This is a genomic window from Aquamicrobium terrae (assembly GCF_052978165.1).
The window spans coordinates 838,464-863,863 of record NZ_JBRKLZ010000001.1 but is presented as its reverse complement, the minus strand read 5'-3'; the positions used below and the strand labels follow the sequence as shown (position 1 = coordinate 863,863).

Here is a 25,400-nt window from a genome sequence, read left to right as displayed (position 1 = left end):
CTGGTATCAGGCTAAGGGGGCCTTATAGGGGAGAGTTTCAACCGATGTAACCCCGAAAAATGCATGTTTGCCCAGCCAATGCGCATGGCCGGGCAAAGGGGCTGGGCAAAGGAGCCGGATTAAACGCGTGGGCTGGGCGCTCGCGGCGGCGCTCAGCCGTCCTCGTCGAGCGCAAACGACCCGGCGACGATCTCGCCCGCGCGCTCGTAGGTGGCCATGAGGACGCCGGTGGTGGAGACCTGCGAGTGCCGCAATCTGAAAGCGCCCGGCATGGCGCCGTCGCCGAACAGGCGCTTGCCCTTGCCCAGCACCAGCGGGAAGGTCAGCAGGCTGATCTCGTCGAGCAGGTCGCCGGCAAGCAATGCCTGGAGCAGGACGGTGGAGCCCTGCACCAGCAGATCGGGCCCAGTGCCGGCCTTCAGCTCCCGCAGCGCCGCAACGGGCTCGGGCATCAGGGCCCGGCTGTTGCGCCAGCCGAGGCTGTCCGGCCGGTGGGTGGCGACGTGCTTGGTCACGGCGTTGAAGGATTTCGCGATCGGGTCGGTATCGGGAACGCGCGGCCAGTGGGCGGCGAAGATGTCGTAGGTGTGCCGGCCGAGCAGCAGCTCGAAGGGCGTGTCGAAGGTCCGGTCCATGAACGCGCCCATCGGCTCGTCCCAATGGTGGAAGGTCCAGCCGCCATGCTCGAAGCCGCCGTCGCGGTCCTCGTCCGGGCCGCCGGGGGCCTGCATGACGCCATCCAGGCTGACGAAAGCGGTGAGTCGGATCTTTCTCATTGGATGTCCCTTTCGGGTTTCTGGTCGGCGATGGTGCCGCACCGGGCGGTTTCGTGCCCGGCGCATGTTGCAAGGACGTTGGGCAAACGCCGCTTCCGACACTTCGTTTCATTCCCCGGCGGAACCGCGTGCGGCCAGCGGCGTTGAAGGCGATGCCGACCGGCCGGCGGCGCAGTCAATGCAAGTCGAGATGGACAAGTCGAGATGGGCGATGGAGGCCAAAATGGGCAAGGAGAATGCGACGACGGCCAAGGGCGCGGCAGCGGCCGAGGGATTGCTGAAGGCCGCGAAGAACGAGGAACGCAAGGTTGAGGAAGCATCCGGCAGGGACCTGAAGAAGGGCGCCAAGCGGTTCGAGGAGCGCTCGAAAAGCTCCGACGGCAAGAGCGCCGGGGCCAAGCAGCGCGGCTGAGTTTGCCGGGCATGGTATGGGCCGGGCATGGTGCGGGACGAAGAATGGTCATGACTCGTCCCGGCCATTCAGTTATCTGTTAACGGACAGGAAAAGGGCAGGCCGCCGCGCCTGCCGGCAGAATGGGGATCGTGCATGCGCTGGAGAGGCCGCCGTCAAAGCGACAACATCGAGGACCAGCGCGGGCAGGGCGGCTTCGGCCGGCCCGGCGGTTTCGGCGGCGGCCCCGGCCGCATCCGCATTCCCGTGGGCGGCCGCGCCGGCGGCGGCGGCATTTCCACCATCATCATCCTCGTGGTGCTGTTCTTCGCGCTCAAGGCCTGCGGCATCGACCCGATGCAGGTGCTGACCGGCGGAGGCGGCGGGCTGCTGCCGGGCGAGGACAACGGCCGCATCACCTCCACCGAACCTGGGGCGGGCTCGGTGCGCAACGACGAGATGAGGCAGTTCGTGGCCACGGTGCTGGCCGAGACGGAAGATGTTTGGAACGGCATCTTCAAGGCCAACGGCCTGACCTACGAGGAACCGAAGCTGACCCTATTCGACGGCCAGATCCGCTCGACCTGCGGCTTCGCCTCCTCCGCTTCCGGGCCCTTCTACTGCCCGGCCGACAAGAAGGTCTATCTCGACACGTCCTTCTTCCGGCAACTGTCCGACCAGTTCGGCGCCTCCGGCGATTTCGCCGAGGCCTATGTCGTCGCCCATGAGGTCGGCCACCACGTGCAGAACCTGATCGGCGTTCTGCCGAAGTTCAACCAGATGCGCCAGAGCATGGGCGAGCAGGAAGCGAACCACATGTCGATGCAGGTGGAATTGCAGGCCGATTGCTTCGCCGGCGTGTGGGGCCACTACACCGCGCAGAAGGGCATTCTGGAAGAGGGCGACCTGGAAGAGGCGCTGAACGCCGCCCAGCAGATCGGCGACGACACGCTGCAAAAGCGCATGCAGGGCTATGTGGTGCCGGAAACCTTCAACCACGGCACCTCCGAGCAGCGCCAGAAATGGTTCGCCCGCGGCTACCAGAGCGGCAAGCTTTCCGACTGCGACACGTTCAATAATCCGATCTGAGGCAACAACCCGATCCGAGGGCCGCATGGCACAACGCCGCATCGCCGTTATCCAGGCCGGGACCAGCCTGTTCGACACGCCGCGCACGCTCGAGCGCATGGAGGCTCATTGCCAGGCGGCCGCCGCCGAAGGCGTCGAACTCGCCGTCTTTCCCGAGGCCTATGTCGGCGGCTATCCCAAGGGACTGGATTTCGGCGCGCGGATCGGATCGCGCACGGCGCAGGGCCGCGACGATTTCCTGCGCTACTGGCAGGCTGCGATCGAGGTGCCGGGACCGGAGACGGCCCGCATCGGCTCCTTTGCCGCCAAGATGAAGGCGCATCTCGTCACCGGCGTGATCGAGCGCGACGGCGGCACGCTCTATTGCACGGCGCTGTTCTTCGGGCCGGACGGCGCCTTGCTCGGAAAGCATCGCAAGCTGATGCCGACCGCCAGCGAGCGGCTGGTGTGGGGGCAGGGCGACGGCTCGACCATTCCCGTCTTCGACACGCATATCGGCCGCATCGGCGCGGCGATCTGCTGGGAAAACTACATGCCCAACCTTCGGCAGGCGATGTATGGCAAGGGCATCAGCCTGTGGTGCGCGCCGACCGTGGACGAGCGCGACATCTGGCAGGCCTCGATGCGCCATATCGCCTACGAGGGGCGTTGCTTCGTGCTGAGCGCCTGCCAGTACATGACGCGGGCCGATGCGCCGGACGCCTATGACTGCGTGCAGGGGAACGATCCTTCGACCGTCCTCATCCGGGGCGGCAGCGTGATCGTGGGGCCGCTCGGCGATGTGCTCGCCGGCCCCGTCCACGATCGGGAAGCGGTCCTGACCGCGGACATCGACCCTGCCGATACGATCCGCGGCAAGTACGACCTCGACGTGGCCGGGCACTATGCGCGCCCGGACATATTCAGGCTCAGCGTGAACGAGACGGCGCGCGCGCCGGTGAGCTATCAGGTCGAAGTCGCCGACGGCGAGGGGGGCGAGGACGGCGAGGAGCCCGGCGAGGCCGCGCCCTAGCCGGAAGGCATTGACGCCGGACCGTCATGGCCTTGCGCACGCCCTTCGATTGACGGGCGGAAAATCTGCGCCATACTGACTTGCAATGCGTGGCGCGCGGGCTCCCGAGTTTCGGGGCGGTCACCTTGTCGGCATAGCGGACATTGCCCTCCGTTTTCCGGGCGGATGGCTGTTGCGACGCCTGTGCGCGACTTCCGGCATCCCGGACACTTCACGTCATCGTCGAAGGGCTGGCGCGGTCCTGCTTGCGGCCCTGGCCGCCGTTTCGCTGGCGTTGCCGGTGCAAGGAGCGGTGGCGGCTGACGCGATGGCGGAGCTTCGCCCGGCACCCCAAGCCGATGCCGCCCCGTCATTTTCCCTGACCGACCTTTCCGGCAAGACCGTCAAGCTGCCGGACCATGGCGGCGGGCCGGTCCTCGTCCACTTCTTCGCCACATGGTGCGAACCGTGCCGGGAGGAACTGCCGGCCTTGCAGCGTCTGGCCGCGCGCTCGCAGACGCAGCCCGGGCACCAGCCGCTGACGGTGCTGGCCATTTCCGTGGGCGAGGTGGAATTGCGGGTGCGGCGCTTCTTCGAGGAGGCGCCCGTCGCCTATCCGGTTCTGCTGGACATGGACATGAGCGTTGCCAGGGAGTGGGGCGTGCGCTCCCTGCCGACCACCTTCGTGCTCGATGATGCGCTGACGCCGCGCCTTGTCGTCACCCACGACCTCGACTGGGACGGTATTGCGGTGGAGCGGCTGCGGGAACGGCTGGCAACCGGCAATCCGGAAATGGAAACGGTTCAACGGGAGGAAAACCAATGAGGATCGACAGGCGGGATTTTCTGAAGGCGGGTGCCGCGGCTTCCGCTGCGATGCTGCTGCCCGCAACGGCGCGCGCCAACAGCGCCTTTGCACCGAAGCCCGGCAACTGGCGCCGCTTCGAGGTGGTGACGCGGCTTGAGATCGCCGAGCCGCAGGGCCGGACGCAGGCATGGATTCCGCTGCCTTCGGTGAACGAGGCCGACTGGTTCCGTTCCGAAAACAGCGAATGGACGACCAATGCCGGCAGGGCGCAACTGGCGCGGGAGCCGAAATACGGGGCCGACATGCTGCATGTCGAATGGAAGGACGGGGAAAAGGCCCCGGTGGTGGAGGTGGTCAGCCGCATCGCCACCCGCGACCGGGCCGTGGATCTTTCCGCCCCCGGCAGCCCGCCGCCGCTGACGCCGACCGAACAGGCGCTCTACACGGCCGGAACCGACCTCATTCCCGTCGACGGCATCGTGCTGGAGACGGCGCAGAAGATCACCGCCGGCGCGAACACCGACCTCGACCGGGCGCGGGCGATCTACGATTGGGTGGTGGACAACACCTTCCGCGACGCCAGCGTGCGCGGCTGCGGCATCGGCGACATCGCGGCGATGCTGGAGAGCGGCAATCTCGGCGGCAAATGCGCGGACCTCAATGCGCTCTATGTCGGGCTGGCGCGGGCCGCGGGCCTTCCGGCGCGCGACGTCTACGGCATCCGGGTGGCGCCCTCGCAGTTCGGCTATGCCAGCCTCGGTGCGAAGAACGAGGTGATCACCAAGGCGCAGCACTGCCGGGCGGAGGTCTATCTGGACGGTCACGGCTGGGTGCCGGTCGATCCGGCCGATGTGCGCAAGGTAGTGCTGGAGGAGCCGCCCGGCAACCTGGCCGCCGACGACGCCAAGGTGGTGGCGGCGCGCGAGGCGCTGTTCGGCGCATGGGAAACCAACTGGCTGGCCTACAACATGGCGCATGACGTGTCGCTGCCGGGGGCGGCAGGGCCGAAGCTCGGCTTCCTGATGTATCCGCAGGCGGAAACGGCCTCGCTGCGGCTGGACTGCCTCGACCCGGACAGGTTCAGATATGCGATCACGGCGCGCGAACTGATGGCGTAGATCGCAGGCCGCCGGACCGCTATGCCGCCGGGGCCAGCGGCGGCAGGCGCGGCAGGACCGGCGACGACTGGACGATGGCGGTGTTCGTCATCGCATAGGGGACGAGCTGGTCGAGCAGCCGCTCCAGATCGGCCACCGAGGCGACCCGCACGCGCGCCAGGAAGCAATCCTCGCCGGTGATGCGGTCGCATTCGGTGATTTCGGGGATGGAGCGGATGATCTCGGCGACGCGCTTCAGCTCGCCCGGAACCGGGCGCACCCTCAGCCATGCCGAGACCGGATAGCCGATCGCCGCCGGGGCGATGCGGGCCATGTAGCCTTCGATGACGCCGCTGTCCTCCAGACGCCGGAGACGCTCCGCGACGCTCGGGGCGGACAGGCCGACCGACCTTGCAAGCTCGGCCGTGGGGATGCGGGCGTTGTCTGCCAGCAGCGCGACGATGCGCGCGTCCACCGCATCGAGGGCGCCGTTTTCGATTCCAAGACGTTTCATGGCAATGCCCTGCATAGAGAAACGAAATTCGCAAATTACGCCATGGAATAAGCATATAAGATAGCGGATGTGGCTTCTATAAATAGGCGAACGACCGGAGACGGCTTCGCCATGCAGCCGAAGAGCCAGATTGACAGGGTTTCGACGGCGGTTCCGCCGCAGCTATGGTTCGGCGTCAGCGCCGTCTTCCATTATCTGGGGCCGTCCTTCGCCGTGCTGCTGTTTCCGGCGGTGGGGGTGCTGGGCGTGGCCTGGTTCCGTGTCGCGACGGCGGCGGGGGTGTTTGCCGTACTCACACGTCCGTGGCGGACGCTGGCGGAGGCGGACGGGACCACGCGCCTGCTTCTCGTGGCGCTGGGTGTCTGTCTCGCGGTGATGAACACCTCGTTCTATCTGGCGCTGGAGCGGCTGCCGATGAGCCTGGTGGCGGCGATGGAATTCGTCGGCACCATCGGGGTCGCCCTTTATGGGGAGCGGCGCGCCAGAAACGTCGTTGCGCTGGTCCTGGCCGTGAGCGGGGTCTTCCTCCTCATCAACGTGAAATGGGCGTCCGATCCGGCCGGGCTGTCGTGGGCGGCGCTGAACGCGCTGCTGTTCGTCGGCTACATCATCCTCGGCCACCGGGCCGCGCGCGGCGGGGCGGGGGACGGGGTGCGCCGCCTCGGCGCGGCGATGGCGATCGCGCTGGTCGTTCTCATGCCGGTGGGCCTTGCCGAGGCGGCGCGCGCAATGGCGTCACCGACGCTGGTCGCGGCCGGCGTGGCGGTCGGCATGTGCTCGTCGGTCATTCCCTATGTCTGCGACCAGCTGGCGATGTCGCGGCTGCCGCGCGCGACGTTCGCGCTGTTGCTGGCGCTGCTGCCGGCCTCGGCGGCGGCGATTGCCGCGCTGGTGCTGGGGCAGATCCCCGGCGGGCGCGACCTGGCCGGCATCGCGCTGGTGATGGCCGGCGTCGCGGTTCACAAGCCGGCCCCGGCATGAGGGCGCGCCGCCACGACAGCTTATGTCAGCATGAAAACTTTTGAAGTGTTCTCCCATTGTTCCATCCTGGCGACACGCCTATAAGGAGCGCTTCGCCTTTCTGGCGAAGGGAGGACGCAGGATGGTGGACACCGCCACGGCACGGCGCGGACTTGCGCTCGTCTTCGTCACATTGCTGCTCGATATCATCGGCTTCGGCATCATCATGCCGGTGCTGCCGGCCTATCTGCAGGAATTGTCCGGCATTGACGTTAGCGCCGCGGCCCTCGAGGGCGGCTGGCTGTTCTTCGCCTATGCCGCCATGCAGTTCGTGTTCGCGCCGGTGATCGGCAACCTGTCGGACCGTTTCGGGCGGCGGCCGATCCTGCTCGCCTCGGTGTTCACCTTCGCCATCGACAATCTGATCTGCGCCATCGCCTGGTCCTATCCGATGCTGTTCATCGGCCGGCTGCTGGCCGGCATCAGCGGGGCCAGCTATTCCACCGCCTCGGCCTTCATCGCCGATGTCAGCACCGACGAGAACCGGGCGCGCAATTTCGGCCTTCTGGGCATCGCCTTCGGCGTCGGCTTCGTCATCGGGCCGGTGCTGGGCGGCCTTCTGGGCGAGTTCGGGCCGCGCGTGCCGTTCTATTTCGCGGCGGGGCTGGCCTTCCTCAACTTCGCGGTTGCCTTCTTCCTGCTGCCGGAGACGCTGGCGCCGGCCTATCGCCGCCGCTTCGACTGGCGGCGCGCCAGCCCGCTCGGCGCCCTGAAGCAGATGCGCAACTATCCCGGCATCGGCTGGCTGGGACTGGTGTTCTTCCTGATGACGCTCGGCCACATGGTCTATCCGGCGGTGTGGTCCTTCGTCAGCGACTATCGCTATGGCTGGAGCGAGCGCCAGATCGGCCTGTCGCTCGGCCTGTTCGGGCTGTGCGGGGCGCTGGTGATGGCCTTCGTGCTGCCGCGCGTCATCCCGGTGCTGGGCGAATGGCGCACCGCCGCGGTGGGGCTCGCCTTCACCGCCATCGCCGCCTTCGGCTATGCGGCGGCCTGGCATGGCTGGATGATCTATGCGGTGATCGTGGCCACCTGCCTGGAGGCGCTGGCCGATCCGCCGCTGCGCAGCCTCGCCGCCGCCAAGGTGCCGCCTTCGGCGCAGGGCGAGCTGCAAGGGGCGATCACCAGCCTGTTCTCGATCACCTCGATCATCACGCCGCTGCTCTACACGAACATCTTCGCCTGGTTCACCGGCCCCTCGGCGCCGGTGACGTTCGGCGGAGCGCCCTATGCGCTGGCCGGGGTGTTCCTGGCGCTGGCGCTGCTGGTGCTGGTGACCAAGGTGCGGGCGCCCGAACGCAAGCCGGTGACTGTGGGAGTGACGGAGGAGGCATAAGGGGTGCCGGGGTTGGCCCTTTTGTGGACCTAAATTGCTCCGGCAAATACTCCATCGTCATCAACTCTGATGGTTTTGATTGTCTCTGAGCCTTGCGTTGAGGGTTATGATGATCTTTCGCATGGTCGCTGCGATTGCGAGGATCGGTGGTTTTCCGTTGGCGATGAGGCGCGCGTAGAAGGCGGCGAACTCGCCTTGTCCGGCAGCGGCGCGCAAGGCCGGCATGAAGAGTGCGGTCCTGACCTGCGGTCTGCCGCCGCGCTGGCGTCGCCGGCCCCTTGCTGTGCCGCTCTCGTTGGGGTGCGGGGCGGTGCCGGCCAGCGCTGCGGCCTGTCGGCGCTGGAGATGGCCGAGCTCGGGCATCAGGGCGAGGATCGTCACGGCGCTGACCGTGCCGATGCCGTTCATGCCGGTGCAGATGGCGACGCGGTGGCGCAGGCCCGCGTTTTGCGCCACCAGCGCGGCGATCGCCCGCTCGAGCGCCGCGATCTGCCGGGTGATTGTTGCGAGCATGGCCCGAAACGAGGCGGCCATCGCCCTGGCACCGGGTGCCCGTGACCGGTTCTGCTCGGCAACCTTGAATGCGACCAGGTCGGCCCTTCGGCGCACGAGGGCCTGCATCTGCTTCTCGTCGGCGTCGGGCGCCTGCCACAAGGGCAGCTTCGTCCAGCGCTCGCGTCCATAGGCGGCCATCTGCGCGGCGTCGATGGCGTCGCTTTTGCCCAGCGTTCCGAAGGAGCGGATGAAGGCCTTGAGCCTGAGCGTGTCGGCGCGGTGGCAGGCGATGCCGGCCCTCAGGCACTCTTCCAGGAGCAGCAACTCGTAGCCGCCCGTCGGTTCGCACACGACGAGATCGGGGCGGCTGGTCCTGAGCAGCGAGCGGATGGCTGCGCGGCTGTTGGCGACAGTCGCAGCCGTGATGCCGTCATCGACGGCCAGCCGGTCCCTGGCGACATCGACACCGAGGCAGCGGACGGGCGCATGGTGCAGGAAGGTCATGACGGTGCTATCCTTTGCAGGCTTCGGATTGTTTGCGGGCGTGGTGGTGTGCCAGAGGCCCGATCAACTCTCCAAGCGGGGGTGCAAAGGCGGCAGAGACCTTGATGACGTCGGGTGTCGGCCCGATCCCGGAACCGGTCGCCTGCCGCCGAGGCTGCGGGTTTGCAGGCCCGCAGCCTCGCTGCTCAACCTACCCGATATCGATCAAACAATCCCGGAAGCCTGCCGCAGCGGAGCGAAGGCAGGCTGTCCGGGATCCGTTCCGTGACCTTGCCGGCAAGACCAGCCAGCGGCCGAGCGTCATCCGACCGGCGTGGATCCCGGCTCGCGGTCGCTGACGCTCCCTTGGCCGGGATGACGAGATAACAAGCGCTTCAAGTCCACGGAGCAGCCGATACGTTGAGCCTGCCGTTCAAAGCAGGTCGCCCGAAAGCGGGAACCGGTTTCGGGATAACGACATGCGTAAAAACAACAAGTTGGAGCGTACGGAGCGAATCTGAAAGATCGCGACGCGCTCTAGTGGGAAGACGGGCGGGCGGGATCAGGCCCGCTCGGCCAATGCCGGCTCGCCCTTGCGCGCGCGGATGAGGTTGGCGAAGCGGCGGAACAGATAGTGCGAATCCTGCGAGCCGGGCGAGGCTTCGGGGTGGTGCTGCACCGAGAACACCGGCTTGCCGACCAGCGTGATGCCGCAGTTCGAGCCGTCGAACAGCGAGACATGGGTTTCGGTCACACCCTCCGGCAGCGAGGCGGTGTCGACCGCGAAGCCGTGGTTCATCGACACGATCTCGACCTTGCCGGTGGTGTGATCCTTCACCGGATGGTTGGCGCCGTGATGGCCCTGATGCATCTTGACCGTGTTGCCGCCGGTGGCGAGCGCCAGAATCTGGTGGCCGAGGCAGATGCCGAAGATCGGAATGTCGGTCTTGAGCAGTTCGCGCAGCGTCGGCACGGCGTATTCGCCGGTGGCGGCCGGGTCGCCCGGGCCGTTGGACAGGAAGATGCCGTCGGGCTTGAGGGCGAGGATATCCTCGGCCGAGGCGGTGGCGGGCACCACCGTGACCCTGGCGCCGAGCCCGGCCAGCAGGCGCAGAATGTTGCGCTTGACGCCGAAATCGACGGCGACGATGTGCATGGAAGGCTCGTCCTGCTCGCCATAGCCTTCGTCCCACACCCACGGCGTTTCCTGCCACAGGCTCGACTGGCCGCTGGTGACGTCCTTCGCTAGGTCGAGTCCGACGAGGCCGGACCAGCCGGCGGCTTGCTTCTTGAGCGCCTCGACGTCGAAATCGCCGTCCGGCGCATGGGCGATGACGGCGTCGGCCACGCCCTTTTCGCGCAGCAGCGCGGTGAGCGCGCGGGTGTCGATGCCGGACATGGCCACGATGCCGCGCTTCTTCAGCCACTCGTTGAGGCCGCCGGAGGCGCGGTAGTTGGACGGGGTGGAGATGTCGGCCTTGAAGATGGCGCCGACGGCACCGGCGCGGGCGGCCGGGGCCAGGCTTTCCTCATCCTCGTCGTTGACGCCGACATTGCCGATGTGGGGGAAGGTGAAGGTGACGATCTGGCCGGCATAGGACGGATCGGTGAGGATTTCCTGATAGCCGGTGAGCGCGGTGTTGAAGCACACTTCGCCGACCGCCTGTCCGGTGGCGCCGAGGCCGCGTCCTTCGATCACCGTTCCGTCGGCGAGGACGAGCAGGGCGGTCGGCTTTTCCGAAACCCAGGGGGCAGTGCTGGCCATGGCGGCGCTCCATCGTGAAGTTGCGCGGGCACACGGCCGCAAGGCCGTCCATCCGCGGCAAAAGGCACGGGGCGGCGAACCTTCGCGACCTCCGCGCACTTAGTGCTCAGTTCATGCTAAGGCCCACGAAATAGGGGAAGCGGCCGGCCCGGTCAACACCGCGCGGGAAGTTGCCGCAGGTTTTATGGCAAACCCGCTTCCAGCCGCCGGCCACATGCTTTATCTGGACCCATCAAGGAGACGACATCATGCGCGAACGGCTGACCGAGGAAGTGAAGACTGCGATGCGGGCGGGCGACAAGTCGCGCCTTTCCACGCTGCGGCTGATCCAGGCGGCGATCAAGGATCGCGACATCGCCAATCGCGGCGCGGGCAAGGAAGCGGCCACCGACGACGAGATCGCCCAGCTTCTGGCCAAGATGGTGAAGCAGCGCGAGGATTCGGCCAAGGCCTTCGACGATGGCGCCCGGCCGGAACTGGCGGCGAAGGAGCGCGAGGAGATCGTGGTGATCCGCGACTTCATGCCCAAGCAGATGGACGCGGCCGAAACCGATGCCGCCATCCGCGCCGCCATCGCCGAGACGGGGGCGGCGGGCGTCAAGGACATGGGCAAGGTGATGGCCGCGCTGCGCGAGAAATATGCCGGCCAGATGGATTTCGGCCGCGCCAGCGGCGTGGTGAAGGGCCTGCTGGGTTAGTCTCTTTCCTCTTGCCATTTCCCTGCGCCTGCGGGGAAAGGGGGCGTCGGCGTCGCGGGTGGCACCCACCCGTTCACGACAGGCTGTCGCATGGGGAATTTTCCTCGACCTCGACAGTCGGGGACCCCCACCCCTAACCCCTCCCCACAAGGGGGAGGGGAACTTTGCGCCGATGCCACGGCCACCGACGTGCTGGTTTCGGGCGACACGGCAGCGTCGGCGTCTCTCTCCTTTGTGGGAGGGGTTAGCGGTGGTCCCGGCGGGGAGATGAGGGGCAGGCCTGCCTGAACCGGAAAAGCTCTAAAAGATCAGTGACCGGTGCACGGCCACGCCGGCGGTGACGCCGTCGGCGCAGGCCCATGCCACGGAGTGGGCGCCGCGGGCGATGTCGCCGGCGGCGTAGACGCCGGGCACGGTGGTTTCCTTGAGCGAATCCGTGCGGACGAAGGCGCCGGCCGCGTGCTCCTCCAGCGCGCAGCCGAGCTGTTCGGCGATATCGCTGTTGAAGCGGGTGCGCGGGCCGACATAGAGCGCATCGAGCGGCTCCACGCGGCCATCCGCCAGTTCGATGGCCGAAAGGCGGGGCAGATCGCCGTGCAGGGCGGTGACGGCGGCCGGCTCGATGGCAACGCCGCGCCTTTCCAGCTCGGCAAGCTGGCTCGCTTCCGGGGCCGGCTGGCCGTTGAGATAGAAGGTGGTCGGGCCCCATTCGGCCACCAGCATGGCCTGATGCACGGACATGGGCGTGGAGGCGAGCACGCCCAGACGCCGGTCCGAAAACTCGTAGCCGTGGCAATAGGGGCAATGGATGACCGACGCGCCCCAGCGCTCGGCAAGGCCCGGAATCGCCGGCAGATCGTCGGAAAGGCCGAAGGCCAGCACCACCCGGCCGGCATGGAGCGTTTCGCCGTCGGCCAGAGCAACCGTGAAGCCATGGTCCCGCGCCTGCGCGTCGGTGGCGCGCGAGGCGACGAAGCGCGCCGTGGGATAGGCCCGGACCTGGCTGCGGGCCGTGGCGAGGATGACGGCCGGATCGCTGCCATCCTGCGCAAGGAAGCCGTGCGAATGCGCGGCGAAGCGGTTGCGTGGCAGGCCGGCATCGACGATGCAGACGGAGCGGCGGGCGCGGGCGATATAGGTGGCGGCGGACAGGCCGGCAAAGCTGCCGCCGATGACGATCGCGTCGTAGGTGTTGGGGGCGTCATTGTGCATGAACGGTCTCCAGATCGTGGTCGCCGCCGCGGGAGGCGAAGCGGCGGTGGAAATCTTCGCTGAGCATGGCGAGGGTCACTTCGCCAAAGCGGGCGAGCAGGCGGGCCTCGGCGTCGTCGAAGGCCGCGCCGAGGGCGGCGTTGACGGCCTGCTCGACAAGGCAGCCGGGCGTTTCGGTGCGGTTGCCCATGGCGAGAAGCGCCGGCTGGCCGAGTGCGTCGTAGACATCGCGCAAGGTGACGCGGGAGAGGTCGCAGGCCAGCGTCCAGCCGCCGCCATGGCCCTTTTCCGAGTGCACATAGCCCTCTTCGCGCAGGCCAGCCATGATGCGGCGGATGACGACGGGATTGGTGTGCATGGCCCGCGCCAGCACCTCGGAGGTGACCGGCTCCCTGTATTCGGCCATGTGCAACAGGACGTGCAGCACGCCCGACAGTCTGCTGTCTCTTTTCATGTAACTTTATATGTTGCGTGATTGGACGCGCGTCAAGGACTTGGCTGCCAGTTTCCAAACTGATTCAGAATTTGTGCGTCAAGCGCTTGTTTTTGCTGGGCTGCGCCTCTGGATGGTTCGTGCCCGCCGCCACCAAGCCCGGCACCATGCAATGAACCGCCCTGTATCCTCACAGATGCAGGCGGTTCTTTTTCAGGCGAGGGCGGGATTTTCCCGGCCCGGATCAGGGATGCCTCAGCTTGCCTTCAGGCGCGAGCCGCGCAGCAGGCCCTGCTCCTCCAGCACCGGATAGGCCATGGAAGCGAGCAGCGAGTTGATCTGCTTGAGGTCGCGGATGGTGTCGAGGTGGATCGAGCTGGTCTCGATCGACTTCGGCGTGCCGTCGCGCAGGCGCAGGAAATGCTTCTGGCTGGTTTCCTTCTCGAGGTCGCGCAGGCGGTCCTTCTCCAGCACGAGCTGGCGCGCCGTCTCGGCATCGCGCGACACCAGCACGTTGAAGGCGAGGCGGGCATTGGCGAGCACGGAGGCGTGGAAGGAGGTCAGCTCCTGCCAGCCCTCCGGCGTGAACTCCAGCCCCAGCGCCAGCTTCTTGCGGACATGGACGAGCATGTTGCGCACGATGATGTCGCCCACCTGTTCGAGCTTGACGCAGGCGCCGATCAGTTCCTGGCAGCGCAGGGCCTGATCCTCGGTGAGCGAATTGCGGGTGAGCCTGGCCAGATAGATCTTGATGGCGGCGTGGCGTTCGTCGACCCGGTCGTCGAGCGCGGCCAGCGCGTTGATCTTGTCCTCGTCGGCGCTCTCGTACAGCTCGATGATGCGTTTGAGCATGATCTCCACGGTCTCGCACACCCGCACCACCTCGCGCGTGGCGTTGGCGAGGGCCTGCGGCGGGCTGGACAGCGCCGATTCCGACAGGGCCGACAATTCGGCCACCTGCAGGGATTCGGCCGGCTCCGGCTTGGCGCCCAGCGCCACGATCTTTTCCGAGGCGCGGTAGACGAGGCCGGCGAGCGGCAGGCCGGCGATCAGGATGATGACGTTGAACAGGATGTGGGCGTTGACGATCTGGTCCGAGGCGGTGGCGCCGAGGAAACCGATCTGCGGCTTGAAGATCATCACCAGCGCCAGCATGACGATGGAGCCCATGCCGCGCATCAAAAGGTTGCCGATCGGCACGATGCGCACGCCGGGGTCGGAATTGCGGGTGAGCATGGGGGCGATGATCGAGGAGCCGAGATTGACGCCCAGCACCAGCACCACGCCCAGTTCCGGGGTGATGAGGCCGCGCCCGGCCATGGTCGCCATCAGAAGCACGGCGGCGATGGAGGACTGGAACAGCCAGGTGATGAGCGCCGCCAGCAGATAGGCGGTGATGGGATCGCTGGAGAAATAGTTGATGATCATCGGCATCAGCTCGCTTTCGCGCAGCGGTTCCGATGCGTGGCCGATCATCTCCAGCGACAGGATGAGCAGGCCGACGCCGACCAGGATGCGGCCCTTCTGGCGCCAGTCCCGGCTTTCCGTGGCCATGAACAGGAAAGTGCCGATGATGAGGCAGAGCGGCACCAGCAGGGTCAGATCGTAGGTCAAAAGCTTGGCCACCAGCGCCGAGCCGATCTCGGCGCCGCGCACGGCCAGCTGGCCGGCGAGGCCGGACACGATGCCGGCGCCGGCGAAGGAGCCGACCAGAAGGGTGACGGCGGTGGAGCTTTGCAGGGCAATGGCGAGGCCGGTGCCGGCCAGAACCGCCATGATCGGGTTCTGCAAGGTGGCGCGCAATTTATGGCGCAGCACATCGCCATAGGCGCGCTCGACGCCGGTCTTCACGAGACGGGTGGCATAGAGCATCAGCGCCACGGCGCCGGCCAGATGGACGAGGACCACCGACCCGGTCATGCAGGCGCTCCCGCGCGGGCAGCAGCCGTGACGCGACGACGCGACGGCATCGGACAAGGCGCGCAACCGGCGCGCGGGCAGGGGCGAATCAGCTTCATGGCGGGAATATCCGTTAAGGGCTTTTATATTAGCCGGGTAACCAATATTGTCCAGCCCCGCTAGGCTCTTGGAACAAATTTTTGTTCATCTCAAGGCAAGGCCGGCGCCGAGGGGCGGTTGCCGCGCGGCGGGGTGCGGGCGGAGGAGGCGGCTTCAGGGCGTGAATCAATACAGGTGAATAAGCTACGGATTCCATTACGGAATTGTAATGCAGCCGTTCAGTTTCGGTTCATCCGGTGGCCGCTATCCCTTTGGGCATGAACAACACAGGAGTGCCTTCCATGAAACGCATCGTTCTCTCGGTCCTCGCCATCTCCATGCTGGCCGCGACTTCCCTGCAAGGCCAGGCCGCGCCGCTCAACAGGCCGGCGGCGGCGCAGGCCGAACTGGTCCAGGTGGACTGGAAGAAGCCCTCCCACAAATATGACAACCGGCGCGACAGCAAGCGCTACGACAACCGCCACACGGCCAGGAAGTACCAGTATGCCAAGCGCCACCAGTGGAAGCGCGGCCAGCGCTACTCCGACTGGCGCCGTCACCAGGCCGTGCGGGACTACCGGCGCCATGGCCTGAAGCGTCCGGCCCCCGGCCAGCAGTGGATCAAGGTCGACAACGACTATCTGCTGGTGGGCCTCGCGACAGGTCTGATCGCCGGTGTGATCGCCGCGCGCTAGGCGGGCGGATGGCGGAATAAGGAAAGGGCGGCTTTCGGGCCGCTCTTTTCATTTTCTTGCCAGTGAATACCGGGGCCTGTGAATACCGGGGCCTGTGAATACCGGGTATGGGATGCGCCGAGAGTCGTCTTGAGCGCAAAGGACGGCTATATGAGGGGAAACGAGCAGTTTCCCAGATGCGCTTTCCGCCCTCATTCCTCGACGAGATACGTGACCGGGTGCCGATCTCATCGGTGATCGGCGCGCGCGTGACGTGGGACCGCAAGAAGACCAATGCGCCGAAGGGCGACTGGTGGGCGTGCTGCCCGTTCCACGGCGAGAAATCGCCGAGCTTCCACTGCGAGGACCGCAAGGGCCGCTACCATTGCTTCGGCTGCGGCGTTTCCGGCGACCATTTCAAGTTCCTGACCGAGCTGGACGGGTTGAGCTTCCCCGAGGCGGTGGAGCGCATCGCCGACATGGCCGGCGTGCCGATGCCGGCGCGCGACGTGCAGGCCGAGGCGCGCGAGAAACAGCGCGCCGAACTGACCGACGTCATGGAACTGGCGACGGCGTTCTTCCAGGAGCGGCTGCAATCGGCGGAAGGGGCGAAGGCGCGCGCCTATCTGCGCGACCGGGGGATGACGCCGGCCACCCAGCAGTCGTTCCGTCTGGGCTATGCGCCCGAAAGCCGCAACGCGCTGAAGGAATTTCTGGCCTCGCGCGGGGTGGGCAAGGAGGAGATCGAGGCCTGCGGCCTGGTCGTGCACGGGCAGGACGTGCCGGTTTCCTACGACCGTTTCCGCGACCGCATCATGTTCCCGATCCCGGATTCACGCGGGCGCACCATCGCCTTCGGCGGGCGGGCGATGTCGCCCGACGCGCTGGCCAAATACCTGAACTCGCCGGAAACCGAACTCTTCCACAAGGGCAACGTGCTCTACAATTTCGCCCGCGCCCGCAAGGCGGTGGCGCGCGGCGAGACGGTGGTGGTCGTCGAAGGCTATATGGACGTGATCGCGCTGGCGCAGGCGGGTTTCGAGAACGCGGTGGCGCCGTTGGGCACGGCGCTGACCGAAAACCAGCTCGAGCTTTTGTGGCGCATGACCGGCGAGCCGGTGCTGTGCTTCGACGGCGACGGGGCCGGGCTGAAGGCCGCATGGCGCGCCGCCGATCTCATCCTGCCGATGATCGAGCCCGGCAAGACGGCGCGTTTCGCGCTGCTGCCCGATGGCAAGGACCCGGACGACCTGGTGCGCGACGGCGGCGCCGACGCTTTCCGGACCGTGCTTTCGGAGGCGCGGCCGCTGGCCGACCTTCTGTGGATGCGCGAGACTTCCGGCGGCGTGTTCGATACGCCCGAACGGCGGGCCGAACTGGAAAAGACGCTGCGCGAACTCACCGGCCGCATCCGCGACGAAAGCGTGCGCTTCCACTACAATCAGGAAATGCGCGAACGCGTGCAGAGCTTCTTCGGCACGCAGCGCAGGCGCCAGCCCGGGGGGCAGCAGGGGCAGAACGGACGGCGCGGGCAAGGCAGCGGTTTCCAGGGCGGCGGCTATCAGGGCGCGGGCCAGTGGTCGCGGCAGGGCGGGGCGGCCGGGCGCAGCGCCATCACCGAAAGCCTCGGGCGTTCGGCGCTGCTCAAGCGCGGCGGCGAGGTGATGACGGTGCGCGAGGCGACCATCGTGGTGGCGCTGATCAACCACCCGGCGCTGATCGACGAGTTCTTCGAGCACATCGAGTTCCTCGACCTTGTCAATGGCGACCTGCGCAAGCTGCATGCGGCGCTGCTCGACGCGCTGGCCCACGACATGGCCAACGAGCGGCAGGCGGTGGTCGAGGCGATCAGCCGTGCCGGCCACGCCGACATCCGGGAGCGGGCGGAGGCGCTGATCCGGCGCACGCGGCAATGGCCGGCGCTGGAAAGTGCGGCGCTGGACGACGCCCGCGACGCTTTCGCCCAGGCCCTGCACTTGCACCGCAGTGCGCGTACTCTACATAAGGAACTGAAGCAGGCGGAGGCCGCGCTCGCCAGCGACCCCACAGATGAGAATTACAGGCGCCTCGTCGAAATTCAGGCGCAATTCCGGGATGTGCAGGCGACGGAGGCCCTGATCGAAGGCTTCGGCGTATTGTCGGGTCGGGCCGGCAGAAGTTAGCCGGCGGCAGGACCGGCTGTGGGCAGCCCTGGCTGTTTGCGGCCGAATCGGGCGCTTGAGGGCAATTGATTCGCTTTTTTGGGGCGAATCATGCCACAGGCGCTTGACCTATCGGTAGAATGACGGAATCAGGTCGATTCGAGTTACAGTTAACCCAACCCGGCATCGACGAAAAGAACGCAGATGCGGTAGTGCCGCTTGTTGCACGGTGAAAATCTGGGGCACGATGGAAAACCAGGGTTAATCCAGGCTTAACGAGAGTTGCGGCAACTGTGGCGATGAACGCGTCGTTTCAGCAGGCGCGCACAATTTTGCAGCAGGCTTAGATTTCGCGGCTTGAGCAGCCGTCTGGAGGCAGAAGAAGAATGGCGACGAAGGAAAAGGAAGAGGTCGAGAACGAACGCGACGGTGCAACCGACGGCCCGCTGCTCGACCTTTCCGACGATGCTGTCAAGAAGATGATCAAGGTCGCGAAGAAGCGCGGCTATGTCACCATGGATGAGCTGAACGCGGTTCTGCCGTCCGAGGAGGTCACTTCCGAGCAGATCGAAGACACGATGGCGATGCTGTCCGACATGGGCATCAACGTCGTCGAGGACGACGAGCAGGGCGACGACAACGAGAGCGAGGAGTCCGAGGACGATCCGCAGGAGGTTGCCGAGCAGACCGGCACGGCCGTCGCCACCACGCCCAAGAAGGAGCCGACCGACCGCACCGACGACCCCGTGCGCATGTATCTGCGCGAGATGGGCTCGGTGGAGCTTCTGTCGCGCGAGGGCGAAATCGCCATCGCCAAGCGCATCGAGGCCGGCCGCGAGACGATGATCGCGGGCCTGTGCGAAAGCCCGCTGACCTTCCAGGCGATCATCATCTGGCGCGACGAGCTGAACGAAGCGAAGATCCTGCTGCGCGAGATCATCGACCTCGAAGCCACCTATGCCGGCCCCGAGGCCAAGCAGGCGCCGGTGGTGGAGCGCACGGAAGAAGAGGCCAAGCCCAAGGCCGAGGAAAAGCCGCGCCGCGGCCGCAGCGAAGACGACGACATCACCAATGTCGGCGGCGAGACGCGCGGCGAGGAGGACGAAGAGGAAGAGGACGAGACCAACCTGTCGCTGGCCGCCATGGAGGCGGAACTGCGCCCGCAGGTCATGGAAACCCTCGACGTCATCGCCGATACCTACAAGAAGCTGCGCAAGCTGCAGGACCAGCAGGTCGAGAACCGGCTGGCCGCCGCCGGCACGCTGTCGCCCAGCCAGGACCGCCGCCTGAAGGAGCTGAAGGACCAGCTCATCAAGGCGGTGAAGTCGCTGTCGCTCAACCAGGCCCGCATCGAGGCGCTGGTCGAGCAACTCTACGACATCAACAAGCGGCTGGTGCAGAACGAGGGCAGGCTGCTGCGCCTGGCCGAAAGCTACGGCGTGCGCCGCGAGGAGTTCCTGAAGGAATATCAGGGTTCCGAGCTCGACCCCAACTGGACCCGCTCGATCGCCAACCTCACCTCGCGCGGCTGGAAGGAATTCCACCAGAACGAGAAGGAGACGATCAAGGAGATCCGCTCCGAGATCCAGAACCTTGCCACCGAAACGGCGATCTCGATCCTGGAATTCCGCAAGATCGTGAACCAGGTGCAGAAGGGCGAGCGCGAGGCGGCCATCGCCAAGAAGGAGATGGTGGAGGCCAACCTGCGCCTCGTCATCTCCATCGCCAAGAAGTACACCAACCGCGGTTTGCAGTTCCTCGACCTGATCCAGGAAGGCAATATCGGGCTGATGAAGGCGGTCGACAAGTTCGAGTACCGGCGCGGCTACAAGTTCTCGACCTATGCGACCTGGTGGATCCGGCAGGCGATCACCCGTTCGATCGCCGATCAGGCAAGAACCATCCGCATTCCGGTGCACATGATCGAGACGATCAACAAGATCGTGCGCACCTCGCGCCAGATGCTGCACGAGATCGGCCGCGAGCCGACGCCGGAGGAACTGGCCGAGAAGCTGGCCATGCCGCTGGAAAAGGTGCGCAAGGTGCTGAAGATCGCCAAGGAGCCGATCAGCCTCGAAACCCCGGTGGGCGACGAGGAGGATTCGCACCTCGGCGATTTCATCGAGGACAAGGGCGCGATCCTGCCGATCGACGCGGCGATCCAGGCGAATTTGCGCGAGACGACGACGCGCGTGCTCGCCTCGCTCACCCCGCGCGAGGAGCGCGTGCTGCGCATGCGCTTCGGCATCGGCATGAACACCGACCACACGCTGGAGGAAGTCGGCCAGCAGTTCTCGGTGACGCGCGAGCGTATCCGCCAGATCGAGGCCAAGGCGCTGCGCAAGCTCAAGCATCCGAGCCGCAGCCGCAAGCTGCGCAGCTTCCTCGACAGCTAGAGCGAAGTTCCAAAAATGAAAAAAGGCCGGGCGTTTGCCCGGCCTTTTGCTTGGTGGGACAGGGATTTTTTCGCCGCCATGACGAATCCGGGTCGTCAAAACCGGATTTTGCGGACATGGTTCGCAGGCCTGTTGCCTTGCGGACCTGAAGGATTTCCGGCCATGTCGATCGAATTCCTGCTGACCACGCTGATCATCGTCGCCTCGCCGGGGACGGGCGTGGTCTATACGCTGGCGGCCGGGCTGTCGCGGGGCGGGCGGGCCAGCGTGCTGGCCGCCTTGGCCTGCACGCTGGGCATCGTGCCGCATCTGGTGGCGGCGCTGACCGGGCTTGCCGCGCTGCTGCACGCCAGCGCGCTGGCCTTCGAGATCGTGAAATATGCCGGCGTCGCCTACCTGATCTACATGGCCTGGCAGAGCCTGCGCGAACGCGGGGCGCTCAAGATCGAGGCGGGAGCGGATGCGCGCAGCGTGCGCCAGGTGCTGGTCGACGGCATCCTCATCAACCTGCTCAACCCGAAGCTGTCGATCTTCTTCGTGGCCTTCCTGCCGCAGTTCATCGCGCCGGGCGAGGCACATGTGCTGGCCCGCATGCTGGAACTGTCGGCCATCTTCATGCTGGCCACCTTCCTCATCTTCTTGCTCTACGGCCTGTGCGCGGCGGCGATGCGCGACCGGGTGATCGGCAGCCCGCGGGTGATGGCGTGGATGCGCCGCACCTTCGCCGCCGCCTTCGTGGCGCTGGGGGCGCGGCTGGCGTTGCAACAGCAGCAATAGGCGGCGGAGTGCCGCCGGCGGGGCCCTGCCCGCCAGCGGCCGAAGAACGAGCGCTCAGGGAACCGGCTGGCAGATCCAGCCGACGATGCGGCGCACGATGGGCAGAACAAGCAGCAGAGTGGGGAAGGCGACGAGCCAGGACAGGCCCCATGCCGGCCCCCAGACGGCCATGAAGTCCGGCCGCAGGCCGACCCCTTTCAGCGTGGAGATCAGCGACACGATGAAGGTCATCAGCAGGGAGAGAACCAGCGGGGTGACCAAAGGCGCATAGCGCGCAGGCAGCCTGGGGCGTGTGCGTTGGATAGACATAAGAATTTCCTGGAAAAAGCCGGTCCGGGGCATGGCATCCTATCGCCTTGCGGCGTTGCCCGGAGGACCGGGAGTGGATGCGTTGCCTGACGTCACACGCTTACGGCGCGCCCGAGGCGCACGCGATGCCTATACCCGCATGCTTCGCAAAATTCCAGAGCGGAAGCGTGTTTTTGCAACTCCGCGCCTGTTTGCGATATTGTGAGGGCCATATCGAAAGAAGGGCAGGCGGGTTCATTCCGGTTGCCGGACCCGTCTTCCCCCGTCATGGCACCGGAGGGAGGCGACAGATGACCACTTACATCATGCTGCTCAACTGGACGGACGCCGGCGTGAAGAGCGTCCACGATTCGCCGTCGCGGCTCGATACGGCCAAGAAGCAACTGGCCGAGATGGGCGGGGAGATGAAGGCGTTCTACCTCACCATGGGCGAATACGACATGGTGGCGGTGTGCGAGGCGCCCGACGACGCCGTGGCGGCGCGCTTTGCCATGCAGCTGGGCATGGGCGGCAATGTGCGCTCGCGCACGCTCAAGGCATTTCCCGAAGGCGCCTATCGCGAGATCATCGCCACATTGGCGTGACGGCATTTTCGACTAGGGGGCGCGATGGCCTGTCGCCGGCCTTTCTTGGCGGACGGATAGGGTCTATGGTCGCGGGCCAAAGCGCGTTCCGGCCTTGCAGATTCGCCTGTCGCGCCCTGGCTTGCTGTTTTGTGCATGTCTTCGACCGAAACCGGTTCCCGCGTCGGGGAGACATGCTCCGAGAATGAGGTTCGAATGTCTTTCCTGAAACGGCTGTTCGGTGGTGGCGGACAGGAAGCAGCGGCGAAGCCGGCGGAGCCTGCCAAGCAGGTCGAGCACAAGGGCTTCACCATCGTTGCCATGCCCTACAAGGCCGACGGCCAGTACCAGACCTGCGGCGTCGTCTCCAAGGAGATCGACGGCGTGGTGAAGGAGCACAAGTTCATCCGCGCCGACCGGTTTCCCGGGCTCGACGATGCGGCCACGGTGTCGATCCGCAAGGGCATCCAGCTTGTCGACGAGCAGGGCGAGCGCATCTTCGACTAGAGCATTTTCGCTTTTCTCCGAATCGCAGAAACGCTCCAACTCCTTGTTTTGACGCAATTTCGAACGCGAAGATCGCTTCGCGCTTTTGCTGGAATTGCTCCGGGGACAGGCGGCCGGGCGAAGGTCACGGCGTCGGCAGGAACAGCCCGTCGAGCACCACGCCCAGCGTTTCGATGAAATCGGCCTGCGCCGCGCCGGCTTCGATGGACAGGGCGGCGCGGTCGAAGGCGGCCGCCAGCAATGCGGTCAGCGCTTCCACCGGGGCCGGTTTCATGGCGCCTTCGCGCATGGCTGCTTCCAGCCCTTCACGCAATGTGCGCGCGCCGTGCCTGTTGTCGATCTCGTCCATGGCGGCGCGGCCGAGCACGGCCGGTCCATCCAGCAGCAGCAACCGGGTGCGGCCAGGCGTGGCCATGGCGGCCAGGAAGGCCCTGCCGCCGTCCAGAAGGGCCTGCCGGGCATTTTCGGCATCCGGCGTCGCCCGCTCGATCTCGGCCGCGACTTCCGCCGCTTCGCGCTCGACCACGGCGCGGAACAGGGCCTGCTTGTCGGCGAAATGGTGATAGAGCGCGCCGCGCGTGACGCCGGCCGCAGCGACGATCTCCGGCGTCGCCGTTTCCGCATAGGATTTCTCGATGAACAGGGCACGCGCCGCCGCCATCAGCGCGGCGCGGGTGGCCTCGGTGCGTTCGCGGTTGGAACGGCGGGCGTTTTCCTGTTGCATACATGCAGCCTGTATGTTAATTGTTAGAAACATGCAGACTGTATGTTAATTGAAGCCAAGAGGGAAGCCATGAAAACGACCAGCTACTATCCGGTCCTCATGACCGGCGACGTTGCCGCCACGGCGGACTTCTATGTGAAGCATCTGCGCTTCCGGCCGCTGTTTTCGAGCGACTGGTATGTCCATCTGCAATCGGAGGAGGACGAAGGCGTCAATCTGGGCATCGTCGACGCCGGCCACGACACGGTGCCGGAGGCGGCGCGGAGCAGGGGCGCGCAGGGGCTGCTGATCAATTTCGAGGTGGAGGACGTCGATGCCGTGCATGAGCGGATCGCGGCGGCCGGCCTGCCGATCCTGCGCAGCCTGCGCGACGAACCGTTCGGCCAGCGCCATTTCATCTTCGCCGACCCGAACGGGGTGCTGATCGACGTGATCAAGCCGATCCCGCCCTCGGCCGAATTCCTGGCGCAGTACGAAGAAGGCGCGGCGGCAGGCTAGATCATCAGGTTTTGCCGGAAACAGGCCCTTCACCCTTACTCTCTCCCCGCAAGCGGGGAGAGGGGAGGCGTCAGCATTGCGGGCGGCATTCCTTGCCCATGGGCGCGGAGAAAGTTCTGGCGAGGGATGAGGCGTGCAGCGGTTGTCCGGGCCGCGCTTCGGGCCCTTGAGAGGTGCGAAATCGACAGGCTTGATAAATACCAACTGTATGGTATGTATCAGGCATGTCCAGACCCACCAAGCACGCTCCCGAACGCGGCAATGCCAGAACCCGGCTTCTGGAGGCGGCACGCGACGTTGTTCGCGCCAAGGGCTACGCGGCGGCCACGGTCGACGACCTTTGCCGGGTGGCCGACGTCACCAAGGGGGCGTTCTTCCACCATTTCGTCAGCAAGGACGCGCTGGGCGTGGCGGCGGCCGAGTTCTGGACCGAGGAGACGACGGCCTTCTTCGAGGCCGCGCCTTACCACCAGCCGGCGGACGCCCTTGAGCGGGTTCTTGCCTATGTCGCGTTCCGCAAGGCGATCATCGTGGGCGAGATCGCCGAGTTCACCTGCCTCGTCGGCACCATGGCGCAGGAGGTCTATGCCAGTTCGCCCGACATTCGTGACGCCTGCGCCCGCAGCATCTTTGGCCACACCGCCACGCTGGAGGCCGATATCGAGGCGGCGCGGCGCGAGCGCGGCATTGCCGGCGACTGGACGGCGGCAAGCCTGGCGCGGCACACGCAAGCCGTGTTGCAGGGCGGGTTCGTGCTGGCCAAGGCCGGAAACGATCCCGAACTGGCGCGCGAAAGCCTCGACCATCTGGACCGGTACATCCGGCATCTGTTCCACGTCGCGGAGGAGCACGCGAAATGACCAGGACCACGCAGATCGGCTGCGCATGTGGGCGCACGCGCCTCGAAGTGACGGGGCGGCCGATCCTCGTTTCGGAATGCCTGTGCGACAGTTGCAGGGCGGCGGCGGACCGTCTGACCAAGCTGCCCGGCGCCCGCAACATGCTCACCGGCTATGGCGGGACGCCTGCCGCCGAATACCGCAAGGACCGGGTGCGGATCGTTGCCGGTGAGGAGCATCTCGGCGAATTTCGCCTGTCGGCCGGGGCCGGCTCGCGCCGCGTCGTGGCGGCTTGCTGCAACACGCCGATGTTCCTCGAACTGAAGGGCGCGCACTGGCTGAGCGTCTATCTGCATCTGTGGCCGCAGGAGACGCGGCCCAGGCCCGAGATGCGCACCATGACCGGCGACCTGCCCGACAGGTCCCGCCTGCCAAACGACATTCCCAACCCCAAGACCCATACGATGTCGTTCTTCACCAGGCTTCTGGCGGCGTGGGTGGCCATGGGGTTCCGAAATCCTAAAATCGCGGTGAAGGGAACGATCGATGCCTGACGACAAGATCGAAATCGAAAGCATCACCACGCCCGGCCGGACCGAACGCGTCAACCGCGCCAAATACATGGCGATGGGCGACGCCCTTCTGGCCGTGCTGCCCGGCGAAGCGCCCGGGCTGACGGTGGCCGATGCAAAAGAGGCGCTGCTGCCCCGCCTGCCCGAGGCCCTTTTCCCGCAGGGAAGCACGGCCGGATGGTGGCTGAAGGCGGTGCAACTCGACCTTGAGGCCAAGGGCGTCATCCGGCGCGCACCGCGAAAGCCGGTTCATCTCTACAGGACCGGATAAGCGGGCAGCGCCGGTCTTCCGTA

General features: G+C 66.3%; 27 protein-coding genes. 18 read left to right on the top strand and 9 right to left on the bottom strand.

The window, feature by feature from the left end; all coding sequences use genetic code 11:
- Positions 1-152: 152 nt before the first annotated feature.
- Positions 153-776, bottom strand: a complete 624-nt coding sequence (locus ACVCNR_RS04330; protein ID WP_447073932.1) for a dihydrofolate reductase family protein — start codon at positions 774-776, stop codon at positions 153-155.
- A 223-nt stretch (positions 777-999) separates the two neighbouring features.
- On the opposite strand from ACVCNR_RS04330, the gene ACVCNR_RS04325 reads away from it, so the two are divergent.
- The 5 genes from ACVCNR_RS04325 (at position 1,000) to ACVCNR_RS04305 (ending at position 5,173) form a co-directional block, all read left to right on the top strand.
- Positions 1,000-1,188 (top strand): hypothetical protein, encoded by a 189-nt coding sequence (locus tag ACVCNR_RS04325; RefSeq protein WP_354198576.1) that lies wholly within the window; start codon positions 1,000-1,002, stop codon positions 1,186-1,188.
- 135 nt (positions 1,189-1,323) lie between these two features.
- Positions 1,324-2,256: a KPN_02809 family neutral zinc metallopeptidase gene (ypfJ, locus tag ACVCNR_RS04320; protein ID WP_447073931.1), complete on the top strand. Its 933-nt coding sequence runs from the start codon at positions 1,324-1,326 to the stop codon at positions 2,254-2,256.
- 25 nt (positions 2,257-2,281) lie between these two features.
- Positions 2,282-3,268: a nitrilase-related carbon-nitrogen hydrolase gene (locus ACVCNR_RS04315; protein WP_447073930.1), complete on the top strand. Its 987-nt coding sequence runs from the start codon at positions 2,282-2,284 to the stop codon at positions 3,266-3,268.
- A gap of 307 nt (positions 3,269-3,575) precedes the next feature.
- The gene (locus tag ACVCNR_RS04310; protein WP_447073929.1) at positions 3,576-4,073 is read left to right on the top strand and encodes a TlpA family protein disulfide reductase; all 498 of its coding nucleotides are present in this window, start codon (positions 3,576-3,578) and stop codon (positions 4,071-4,073) included.
- 2 nt (positions 4,074-4,075) lie between these two features.
- Positions 4,076-5,173: a transglutaminase-like domain-containing protein gene (locus ACVCNR_RS04305; RefSeq protein ID WP_447075637.1), complete on the top strand. Its 1,098-nt coding sequence runs from the start codon at positions 4,076-4,078 to the stop codon at positions 5,171-5,173.
- Between the two features lie 19 nt (positions 5,174-5,192).
- Here the strand turns inward: ACVCNR_RS04305 and ACVCNR_RS04300 are convergent, their stop codons facing one another.
- Positions 5,193-5,666 (bottom strand): Lrp/AsnC family transcriptional regulator, encoded by a 474-nt coding sequence (locus tag ACVCNR_RS04300; RefSeq protein ID WP_354198568.1) that lies wholly within the window; start codon positions 5,664-5,666, stop codon positions 5,193-5,195.
- A 111-nt stretch (positions 5,667-5,777) separates the two neighbouring features.
- Between ACVCNR_RS04300 and ACVCNR_RS04295 the strand changes: the two genes are divergently transcribed.
- Complete coding sequence (locus ACVCNR_RS04295) at positions 5,778-6,647, top strand: EamA family transporter (RefSeq protein WP_447073928.1); 870 nt, start codon at positions 5,778-5,780, stop codon at positions 6,645-6,647.
- 121 nt (positions 6,648-6,768) lie between these two features.
- Positions 6,769-8,022 carry a TCR/Tet family MFS transporter gene (locus ACVCNR_RS04290; RefSeq protein WP_354198564.1) on the top strand — a complete coding sequence of 418 codons (1,254 nt, stop codon included), beginning with the start codon at positions 6,769-6,771 and terminating at the stop codon, positions 8,020-8,022.
- A gap of 60 nt (positions 8,023-8,082) precedes the next feature.
- Here ACVCNR_RS04290 and ACVCNR_RS04285 read toward each other — a convergent pair whose 3' ends face one another.
- Positions 8,083-9,021 (bottom strand): transposase, encoded by a 939-nt coding sequence (locus tag ACVCNR_RS04285; protein ID WP_447073895.1) that lies wholly within the window; start codon positions 9,019-9,021, stop codon positions 8,083-8,085.
- 541 nt (positions 9,022-9,562) lie between these two features.
- Positions 9,563-10,765, bottom strand: a complete 1,203-nt coding sequence (gene carA, locus ACVCNR_RS04280; protein WP_447073927.1) for a glutamine-hydrolyzing carbamoyl-phosphate synthase small subunit — start codon at positions 10,763-10,765, stop codon at positions 9,563-9,565.
- Between the two features lie 248 nt (positions 10,766-11,013).
- Between carA and ACVCNR_RS04275 the strand changes: the two genes are divergently transcribed.
- Complete coding sequence (locus ACVCNR_RS04275) at positions 11,014-11,463, top strand: GatB/YqeY domain-containing protein (protein WP_447073926.1); 450 nt, start codon at positions 11,014-11,016, stop codon at positions 11,461-11,463.
- A 300-nt stretch (positions 11,464-11,763) separates the two neighbouring features.
- Here the strand turns inward: ACVCNR_RS04275 and ACVCNR_RS04270 are convergent, their stop codons facing one another.
- From ACVCNR_RS04270 to ACVCNR_RS04260, 3 genes are all read right to left on the bottom strand, one after another.
- Complete coding sequence (locus ACVCNR_RS04270) at positions 11,764-12,675, bottom strand: NAD(P)/FAD-dependent oxidoreductase (RefSeq protein WP_447073925.1); 912 nt, start codon at positions 12,673-12,675, stop codon at positions 11,764-11,766.
- Positions 12,665-13,129 carry an Rrf2 family transcriptional regulator gene (locus tag ACVCNR_RS04265; RefSeq protein WP_447073924.1) on the bottom strand — a complete coding sequence of 155 codons (465 nt, stop codon included), beginning with the start codon at positions 13,127-13,129 and terminating at the stop codon, positions 12,665-12,667. Before ACVCNR_RS04265 ends, ACVCNR_RS04270 begins: the two co-directional genes overlap by 11 nt.
- A gap of 234 nt (positions 13,130-13,363) precedes the next feature.
- Positions 13,364-15,028, bottom strand: a complete 1,665-nt coding sequence (locus ACVCNR_RS04260) for a Na/Pi cotransporter family protein (RefSeq protein ID WP_354199822.1) — start codon at positions 15,026-15,028, stop codon at positions 13,364-13,366.
- A 380-nt stretch (positions 15,029-15,408) separates the two neighbouring features.
- On the opposite strand from ACVCNR_RS04260, the gene ACVCNR_RS04255 reads away from it, so the two are divergent.
- The 4 genes from ACVCNR_RS04255 (at position 15,409) to ACVCNR_RS04240 (ending at position 21,094) form a co-directional block, all read left to right on the top strand.
- Positions 15,409-15,801, top strand: coding sequence for an RcnB family protein (locus tag ACVCNR_RS04255; protein WP_447073923.1), 393 nt, complete (start codon positions 15,409-15,411; stop codon positions 15,799-15,801).
- A 176-nt stretch (positions 15,802-15,977) separates the two neighbouring features.
- The gene (dnaG, locus tag ACVCNR_RS04250) at positions 15,978-17,942 is read left to right on the top strand and encodes a DNA primase (RefSeq protein WP_447073922.1); all 1,965 of its coding nucleotides are present in this window, start codon (positions 15,978-15,980) and stop codon (positions 17,940-17,942) included.
- A gap of 365 nt (positions 17,943-18,307) precedes the next feature.
- A complete protein-coding gene (rpoD, locus tag ACVCNR_RS04245) occupies positions 18,308-20,317 on the top strand; it encodes an RNA polymerase sigma factor RpoD (protein WP_447073921.1) in 2,010 nt (669 codons plus the stop codon).
- A 162-nt stretch (positions 20,318-20,479) separates the two neighbouring features.
- A complete protein-coding gene (locus tag ACVCNR_RS04240; protein WP_447073920.1) occupies positions 20,480-21,094 on the top strand; it encodes a LysE family translocator in 615 nt (204 codons plus the stop codon).
- Between the two features lie 54 nt (positions 21,095-21,148).
- On the opposite strand, the gene ACVCNR_RS04235 is transcribed toward ACVCNR_RS04240, so the two are convergent.
- Complete coding sequence (locus tag ACVCNR_RS04235) at positions 21,149-21,403, bottom strand: DUF2798 domain-containing protein (RefSeq protein WP_447073919.1); 255 nt, start codon at positions 21,401-21,403, stop codon at positions 21,149-21,151.
- 290 nt (positions 21,404-21,693) lie between these two features.
- Between ACVCNR_RS04235 and ACVCNR_RS04230 the strand changes: the two genes are divergently transcribed.
- Both ACVCNR_RS04230 and ACVCNR_RS04225 read left to right on the top strand, forming a co-directional pair.
- On the top strand, positions 21,694-21,987 hold the full coding sequence (locus ACVCNR_RS04230; protein ID WP_354199815.1) for a GYD domain-containing protein: 294 nt from the start codon (positions 21,694-21,696) through the stop codon (positions 21,985-21,987).
- 195 nt (positions 21,988-22,182) lie between these two features.
- A complete protein-coding gene (locus tag ACVCNR_RS04225; protein WP_354199814.1) occupies positions 22,183-22,473 on the top strand; it encodes an HlyU family transcriptional regulator in 291 nt (96 codons plus the stop codon).
- Positions 22,474-22,597: 124 nt separating this feature from the next.
- Here the strand turns inward: ACVCNR_RS04225 and ACVCNR_RS04220 are convergent, their stop codons facing one another.
- Positions 22,598-23,197 (bottom strand): TetR/AcrR family transcriptional regulator, encoded by a 600-nt coding sequence (locus ACVCNR_RS04220; RefSeq protein ID WP_354199813.1) that lies wholly within the window; start codon positions 23,195-23,197, stop codon positions 22,598-22,600.
- A gap of 69 nt (positions 23,198-23,266) precedes the next feature.
- Here ACVCNR_RS04220 and ACVCNR_RS04215 point away from each other — a divergent pair, with 69 nt between their 5' ends.
- From ACVCNR_RS04215 to ACVCNR_RS04200, 4 genes are all read left to right on the top strand, one after another.
- Positions 23,267-23,695, top strand: coding sequence for a VOC family protein (locus ACVCNR_RS04215; protein ID WP_447073918.1), 429 nt, complete (start codon positions 23,267-23,269; stop codon positions 23,693-23,695).
- A gap of 224 nt (positions 23,696-23,919) precedes the next feature.
- Complete coding sequence (locus tag ACVCNR_RS04210) at positions 23,920-24,555, top strand: TetR/AcrR family transcriptional regulator (protein WP_447073917.1); 636 nt, start codon at positions 23,920-23,922, stop codon at positions 24,553-24,555.
- Entirely contained in the window at positions 24,552-25,088 is a 537-nt protein-coding gene (locus tag ACVCNR_RS04205) for a GFA family protein (RefSeq protein ID WP_447073916.1), read from the top strand. The genes ACVCNR_RS04210 and ACVCNR_RS04205 overlap by 4 nt, the downstream gene beginning before the upstream one ends.
- The gene (locus ACVCNR_RS04200) at positions 25,081-25,377 is read left to right on the top strand and encodes a DUF6958 family protein (protein ID WP_447073915.1); all 297 of its coding nucleotides are present in this window, start codon (positions 25,081-25,083) and stop codon (positions 25,375-25,377) included. Before ACVCNR_RS04205 ends, ACVCNR_RS04200 begins: the two co-directional genes overlap by 8 nt.
- The last annotated feature ends 23 nt before the right edge of the window (positions 25,378-25,400 follow it).

Coding starts and splice junctions, on each gene's coding strand:
- ACVCNR_RS04330 (WP_447073932.1), bottom strand. CDS start 776: ATGAGAAAGATCCGACTCACCGCTTTCGTCAGCCTGGATGGCGTCATG.
- ACVCNR_RS04325 (WP_354198576.1), top strand. CDS start 1,000: ATGGGCAAGGAGAATGCGACGACGGCCAAGGGCGCGGCAGCGGCCGAG.
- ypfJ (WP_447073931.1), top strand. CDS start 1,324: ATGCGCTGGAGAGGCCGCCGTCAAAGCGACAACATCGAGGACCAGCGC.
- ACVCNR_RS04315 (WP_447073930.1), top strand. CDS start 2,282: ATGGCACAACGCCGCATCGCCGTTATCCAGGCCGGGACCAGCCTGTTC.
- ACVCNR_RS04310 (WP_447073929.1), top strand. CDS start 3,576: ATGGCGGAGCTTCGCCCGGCACCCCAAGCCGATGCCGCCCCGTCATTT.
- ACVCNR_RS04300 (WP_354198568.1), bottom strand. CDS start 5,666: ATGAAACGTCTTGGAATCGAAAACGGCGCCCTCGATGCGGTGGACGCG.
- ACVCNR_RS04295 (WP_447073928.1), top strand. CDS start 5,778: ATGCAGCCGAAGAGCCAGATTGACAGGGTTTCGACGGCGGTTCCGCCG.
- ACVCNR_RS04290 (WP_354198564.1), top strand. CDS start 6,769: ATGGTGGACACCGCCACGGCACGGCGCGGACTTGCGCTCGTCTTCGTC.
- ACVCNR_RS04285 (WP_447073895.1), bottom strand. CDS start 9,021: ATGACCTTCCTGCACCATGCGCCCGTCCGCTGCCTCGGTGTCGATGTC.
- carA (WP_447073927.1), bottom strand. CDS start 10,765: ATGGCCAGCACTGCCCCCTGGGTTTCGGAAAAGCCGACCGCCCTGCTC.
- ACVCNR_RS04275 (WP_447073926.1), top strand. CDS start 11,014: ATGCGCGAACGGCTGACCGAGGAAGTGAAGACTGCGATGCGGGCGGGC.
- ACVCNR_RS04270 (WP_447073925.1), bottom strand. CDS start 12,675: ATGCACAATGACGCCCCCAACACCTACGACGCGATCGTCATCGGCGGC.
- ACVCNR_RS04265 (WP_447073924.1), bottom strand. CDS start 13,129: ATGAAAAGAGACAGCAGACTGTCGGGCGTGCTGCACGTCCTGTTGCAC.
- ACVCNR_RS04260 (WP_354199822.1), bottom strand. CDS start 15,028: ATGACCGGGTCGGTGGTCCTCGTCCATCTGGCCGGCGCCGTGGCGCTG.
- ACVCNR_RS04255 (WP_447073923.1), top strand. CDS start 15,409: ATGAAACGCATCGTTCTCTCGGTCCTCGCCATCTCCATGCTGGCCGCG.
- dnaG (WP_447073922.1), top strand. CDS start 15,978: ATGCGCTTTCCGCCCTCATTCCTCGACGAGATACGTGACCGGGTGCCG.
- rpoD (WP_447073921.1), top strand. CDS start 18,308: ATGGCGACGAAGGAAAAGGAAGAGGTCGAGAACGAACGCGACGGTGCA.
- ACVCNR_RS04240 (WP_447073920.1), top strand. CDS start 20,480: ATGTCGATCGAATTCCTGCTGACCACGCTGATCATCGTCGCCTCGCCG.
- ACVCNR_RS04235 (WP_447073919.1), bottom strand. CDS start 21,403: ATGTCTATCCAACGCACACGCCCCAGGCTGCCTGCGCGCTATGCGCCT.
- ACVCNR_RS04230 (WP_354199815.1), top strand. CDS start 21,694: ATGACCACTTACATCATGCTGCTCAACTGGACGGACGCCGGCGTGAAG.
- ACVCNR_RS04225 (WP_354199814.1), top strand. CDS start 22,183: ATGTCTTTCCTGAAACGGCTGTTCGGTGGTGGCGGACAGGAAGCAGCG.
- ACVCNR_RS04220 (WP_354199813.1), bottom strand. CDS start 23,197: ATGCAACAGGAAAACGCCCGCCGTTCCAACCGCGAACGCACCGAGGCC.
- ACVCNR_RS04215 (WP_447073918.1), top strand. CDS start 23,267: ATGAAAACGACCAGCTACTATCCGGTCCTCATGACCGGCGACGTTGCC.
- ACVCNR_RS04210 (WP_447073917.1), top strand. CDS start 23,920: ATGTCCAGACCCACCAAGCACGCTCCCGAACGCGGCAATGCCAGAACC.
- ACVCNR_RS04205 (WP_447073916.1), top strand. CDS start 24,552: ATGACCAGGACCACGCAGATCGGCTGCGCATGTGGGCGCACGCGCCTC.
- ACVCNR_RS04200 (WP_447073915.1), top strand. CDS start 25,081: ATGCCTGACGACAAGATCGAAATCGAAAGCATCACCACGCCCGGCCGG.